Below are 5,306 nucleotides of genomic sequence, written 5' to 3'. Positions count from 1 at the left end.
CCTGGCGATTGCACTCCAAAGACTCATAGGGGGACATCCTTCTCGTTTGGCGGAAACGCACCTTCCGGCGCTCACCACATCCTCTGATACGGGTAAGACGGTCCAACCCCTGAACCGTTACACCCCGCACAATGCCTGCCGACCTATATCCACCAAATTCGCTCGCTCACATGAGGGCAAATTCGACAGCCTGCGTATCAGGTCCAGTAGCGCCCACTGCATGGACACAAGAACGGTCATGACGTCAGATCAAACCCCATCAGACCGACGAAAGCGCGTTATTGAAGCCGCGCTGATCGAGTCGCATCAAGATATGTTCAGGTTTCTGAAGCGAAAACTGCGCAATGAATCCGACGCCAAGGACGTGCTCCAGGAATTTTATGTCAAAGCACTGAGCCGCTTTGCTGACCTGAAAGACGAAGACCGGCTCCGAGGTTGGTTATCCCAGATACTTCGCTCGACGATCGCTGATCATTTCCGGGCGAGAGCGCGCACCAGCAAGGCGCTGGGTACCTATGCCGCCGAGGCGGCGCTCCTGTTTGATGATGAAGAAATCGACTTTGTCATCTGTGCGTGCCTTTACAAGATGCTGCCGACGCTCAATCCCGATTATGCCGATCTGATCTGGCGGGCCGACCTGATCGGCGTGGACCGGTCGGTCATCGCAGATGAACTCGGTCTGACCGAGAATGCGCTGCGGGTTAAGCTCCACCGCGCGCGCCGCGCGATGCGCAAGCGCCTGGAGCAGACCTGCCTGACCTGCATCGAGCATGGTTTTTTCCAATGCGCCTGCCCTGGCGCTGACGAGATGCGCAAGCGCGTTCAGTCAGCCGGTTTGCCGGAAACGTCGCGTCGAAGCGCCTCGGTGTAACGCCGCGCCGCATCGTACGTCCTTGTTCATAGGCTCCGATGTAGGGGCCGCCACGGCCATCACCCTGCCGGGGTCCAGTCGAAGGAGATCACCATGCGCCATGTCAACAAAATTGCTGCCACCGAAACCGGCGCCCAGGCGCGTACGTCAAATGCAAAACCTTCGGCCAGGATCGGGTGTTGTTGTGAAGGCAGCTCCAGTCCGAACCAAAATCCACAAAAACTGAGACCTGCGCCAAAAGGAGCTGCCGGCAAGGCCTGATCCGCTCCTCATTGCTTCTCTAACCGCGAAAGCCTCCCGTCATGCCCGATGATCCAAGTGCGACAATCAAGAAAGCCAGAAAACCTGGAAAGGCAGGCCGTAAATTGAAGGCGGCCAAGAGCCCCGAGCGGGGTCATACCGCTCCTGTCGAAATTCCCGCCTCGCATCCCGCCAGCAGGCCAAACCCACACACGTTTGCCGCATATGGCGTCGATCTGATGCAGCGACAGATTCTGTTCTTTGACACATTACGCCAGCGGGCCAATATGATGCTTGCCCATGAGCGCAATGGCATGCCGCCGGTCTTGAAATTCAAGTATGAGCTGGTGGCAGACGCAGCCGCATTCGAGCCAGCCTCAAACTATCAGCTCCTGAAGATCCTCGAAATTGGCGATATCTGCCTCGACGATTGCCTTGACCCTCAAAAGCCACCGGTCATCATAATAGACCCGCGGGCCGGGCATGGACCAGGCATCGGCGGCTTCAAGACCGATTCTGAAGTCGGGATCGCCCTGCATGAAGGCTATCCGGTCTATTTCGTCGTGTTCACTCCTGACCCCCTGCCCGGCCAGACACTCGCCGATGTAATGGCGAGCCTGCGCCAGTTCGTTGAGATCGTCCGCAAACGACACGATGGGCGAGCGCCGGTTCTCTATGGCAATTGCCAGGGGGGCTGGGCAGCCGCGCTTCTGGCAGCAGACTGTGAAGGCCTCGCTGGTCCGGTTGTCATGAACGGATCGCCTCTGGCCTATTGGGCGGGCGAACCCGGCACCAATCCCATGCGTCTGGCGGCTGGCTTTCTGGGCGGTGCATGGCTCAATCACTTGTTGTCTGATCTTGGAAACGGCCGATTTGATGGTGCCTGGCTGGTCCAGAATTTCGAGAACCTCAAGCCGGAAGGTGCCATATTCCGCAAATATGCCGACCTGTTTGAGAGCGTCGATACATCAGCGGAACGCTTTCTCGACTTCGAGCGCTGGTGGGGCGGCTATTACCGTCTCAGCCGCGAAGAAATTCTTGCTATTGTCGAAAACCTGTTCATCGGCAACCGCCTCGAACAAGGCCTTGTGAAGCTCGGACCACATTGCGAGATCGATCTTAAACGTATTCGCAATCCGCTCGTCATCTTCGCCTCATACGGCGACAATATTACCCCGCCGCACCAGGCGCTCGGCTGGATCCCGGCCGTTTACAAAACCACCGAAGAACTTGTCGCTGCCGATCAGCGCATTGTCTATCTGATCAATCAGCATGCCGGGCATCTCGGCATTTTCGTATCAGCCAGTGTCGCCCGACTTGAGCACCGTGCCATCCTGGAGCGCCTCAGTGAGGTAGAGGCTCTGGAGCCAGGCCTTTACGAAATGCGAATCGATAATCCGACCGGCGATCCCGATTGCGGACATGACCAGTACACTGTTCGGTTTGAGCCGCGCCGGGTTGAAGATCTTGTGTTCAACACACAGCCGGACGCGTTTGAGCGCGTGGGACGTCTTTCATCTCGGCTGGAAGCGGCATACGCGACATTTGCCAGTCCATGGGTGCGCGCCTGGTCCAATCCGGTCACGGCCGAGGTGCTGAAATGGTCTCATCCGATGCGGGTGACGCGCTATATGTTCTCAGAACGATTCAACCCGGCCATGGCGATGGCCGCCGCGTTCGCGCCAATGGTCCGCGCCCATCGAAAACAGCCCGGCGAGGAAAACCGTTTCCGCAAAGCCGAGACGACGAGCGTCGATTGGGTCGAAACCGGCCTCACCCGGATGCGCGAGTCGCGCGACGCCGCTGCCGAACAGGCGTTCAGCTGGCTGTATGACTGGCCCAGCCTACGCGGGTCTTCCGACGGCGAGGCGGGCAAAAGATGAACGCTCACGACAAGCCTCACGGGCAACCCTATAGTGTTCTGACACTCAATAGCGGTTCATCGAGCCTGAAGATTGCGCTTTTTCGGATCGACGACCACGTGGTCAAGACCATGTCAGGCGCAGTGACCGGGATTGGCACGTCAGAGGCAAGACTGACGGCCCGGACTACCTATGGTGAAACGCTCTGGGACACGCGCGCATGCTGCATCAACCATCCAGTCGCCCTGGACACGTTCTTGAAAAAGTTGGCCACCCATGTCGATCTGAGCGGCGTGTCTGCTGTCGGGCACCGCGTTGTGCATGGCGGCCCGTATTATACTGATGCCCAGCGGCTAACGCCCAGGGTCGAGTCGGATCTACGAAAACTTATCCGTCTGGCGCCATTGCACATGCCGGCCAATCTTGACGGCATCGTTGCCGCGCGACTGCGTCTGCCAAATGCGCTGCACTATGCCTGTTTCGATACGGGCTTTCATGCTGACATGCCGATTGCAGCACAGCGCACGGGGCTGCCGCCCGGCATGGAAGGCGAATTCATCCGTCGCTACGGCTTTCACGGGCTCTCATACGCATTTGTCGTCGATGACCTCGCTGAACGCGCAGGCAAGACGGCGGCCAGTCAACGCCTTCTGGTTGCGCATCTCGGCGCCGGTGCGAGCATGGCTGCAATCAGGGGTGGGCAGTCCGTAGACACGAGCATGGGGTTCTCCGCGCTGGCTGGTTTGCCCATGGCGACCCGAAGCGGTGATGTCGATCCGGGTCTCCTGCTCTATATGATCCTGGAGAAAAACTGGGACCCGTCAGTCTTGCAGGACCAGCTCTATCACGGCGCGGGGCTGCTTGGCCTTTCGGGTTTGAGCGGCGATGTTGCCACGCTTCTGAGGCGGACGGATGCTCCGCGTGCTGGTGAAGCGCTTGCGCAATTTGCCTATCAGGCCCGCAAACAGGCCGGGGCACTTATCGCTGCCATGGGCGGCGTTGACCGGATAATCTTCACAGGCGGGATCGGTGAACATGCGCCTTCGATCCGCGCAGCCATATGTGAGCCGCTGAGCGATTTGTTCGGTATTGATTTTGACAGCGACGCCAATGACCGGAGCGCTGCGTGTATCACAAAACCAGGGAGCGCGGTGATTGTCGAAGCGGTTCACACCGACGAAGCCCTGACGATTGCGCGCCAGGGTCGCGCTGTCCTGGCAAACGCCCCTGCGCAACTGAATCAGAGGGCCACATGATCGCGTATCGTGATTTTACCGCGCTCGCAGCGGCAGCCGATGCGGGCCCGCCCTTGAAAGTGGCAGTCGTCTGCGCTGCGCAACGCGACGTCCTGATGGCTGCGGACGAGGCATTCAAGCGAGGCTGGGCCCATCCGATCCTGATCGGCGATCCGGATGCGATTCAGGCCGAAGCCGACGCGGCCGGCCTCTCAGTCAACCCCGATCAGATTCTTCCTGCCTGGAACGAATACGAAGCGGCCCAGCATGCCGCCAGTCTCCTGAGAGCTGGCAGTACCCATATTGCGATGAAAGGGCTCATTCATACCGATGTATTGCTGAAAGCGCTGCTTGATCCTGCAGCCAGACTCCGCGAACCCGGCATGCGTGCCAGCCACGTTTTTCTGGCTGATATTCCGGCCTATCCTAAACTGCTCGCGATTACGGATGCCGCGGTCAATATTGCGCCGGACCTGATGGCCAAGGCCGCGATCCTGCAGAATGCCATCGACTTCATGACGTTGATCGGAATCAAGAAACCAAAGACTGCGGTATTATCCGCCGTCGAGACGGTCAATCCGCTGATCGCGTCCAGTCTTGACGCAGCAGCGCTATCGGTTATGGCCCAACGCGGCCAGATACACGGCGGCATCGTCGACGGGCCGCTCGCTTTCGACAATGCGATCTCGCTGAAAGCGGCAGAGACCAAGGGCATCAGTTCTGCCGTCGCTGGCGATGCCGACATTCTACTCGTCCCGGATCTCGTTTCCGGCAATATCCTCGCCAAGAATCTCGAATATATGGCGGACGCAATGCTTGCCGGCCTGGTGCTTGGTCTGCGTGCACCGGTCGTGCTGCCATCGCGGGCTGATCCGCTGGAAGCGCGTCTCGCAGGACTCGCCCTTGCGCGCCTCGTGGTCGCCGCAAAGACACGCAAGCGCGTTATCAATCAACATCCTGTCATCTTGCCTGCAGCTGTGTCGCGCAGCTCGCCATTGCCTGAAGCGCTCTGCTGTCCCCCTGCCGAAAACCATTGTCACTCAACCAACTCACACATCGGAGACTCCCATGCCGCGACCTGATCCCGTTATCTGCGCT

The 5,306-nt window shown here is 59.1% G+C and carries 5 protein-coding genes; 4 read left to right on the top strand and 1 reads right to left on the bottom strand.

What is annotated here, in order from left to right:
- On the top strand, positions 1-871 hold an 871-nt coding region (locus HOC_RS19785; RefSeq protein WP_156950571.1), incomplete at its 5' end, for an RNA polymerase sigma factor.
- 59 nt (positions 872-930) lie between these two features.
- On the opposite strand, the gene HOC_RS22295 is transcribed toward HOC_RS19785, so the two are convergent.
- Positions 931-1,125, bottom strand: a complete 195-nt coding sequence (locus HOC_RS22295) for an NUDIX hydrolase (protein WP_156950570.1) — start codon at positions 1,123-1,125, stop codon at positions 931-933.
- Positions 1,126-1,350: 225 nt separating this feature from the next.
- On the opposite strand from HOC_RS22295, the gene HOC_RS19780 reads away from it, so the two are divergent.
- From HOC_RS19780 to HOC_RS19770, 3 genes are read left to right on the top strand one after another with little or no spacing between them, the layout of a single operon-like run.
- On the top strand, positions 1,351-2,994 hold the full coding sequence (locus HOC_RS19780) for a DUF3141 domain-containing protein (RefSeq protein ID WP_206741623.1): 1,644 nt from the start codon (positions 1,351-1,353) through the stop codon (positions 2,992-2,994).
- Positions 2,991-4,229 carry an acetate/propionate family kinase gene (locus HOC_RS19775; protein WP_051625149.1) on the top strand — a complete coding sequence of 413 codons (1,239 nt, stop codon included), beginning with the start codon at positions 2,991-2,993 and terminating at the stop codon, positions 4,227-4,229. Before HOC_RS19780 ends, HOC_RS19775 begins: the two co-directional genes overlap by 4 nt.
- Complete coding sequence (locus HOC_RS19770) at positions 4,226-5,290, top strand: bifunctional enoyl-CoA hydratase/phosphate acetyltransferase (protein WP_084146497.1); 1,065 nt, start codon at positions 4,226-4,228, stop codon at positions 5,288-5,290. The genes HOC_RS19775 and HOC_RS19770 overlap by 4 nt, the downstream gene beginning before the upstream one ends.
- Positions 5,291-5,306: the final 16 nt, after the last annotated feature.

Origin of the sequence: Hyphomonas oceanitis SCH89, from assembly GCF_000685295.1 — a bacterium.
Lineage (GTDB): Bacteria > Pseudomonadota > Alphaproteobacteria > Caulobacterales > Hyphomonadaceae > Hyphomonas > Hyphomonas oceanitis.
Note: the sequence above shows the minus strand (reverse complement) of the source record. Positions and strands in the feature narration are given on the sequence as shown.

Bases quoted from the DNA above. Each gene is read 5' to 3' on its own strand.
- HOC_RS19780 (WP_206741623.1), top strand. From the start codon at position 1,351: ATGCAGCGACAGATTCTGTTCTTTGACACATTACGCCAGCGGGCCAAT.
- HOC_RS19770 (WP_084146497.1), top strand. From the start codon at position 4,226: ATGATCGCGTATCGTGATTTTACCGCGCTCGCAGCGGCAGCCGATGCG.
- HOC_RS19775 (WP_051625149.1), top strand. From the start codon at position 2,991: ATGAACGCTCACGACAAGCCTCACGGGCAACCCTATAGTGTTCTGACA.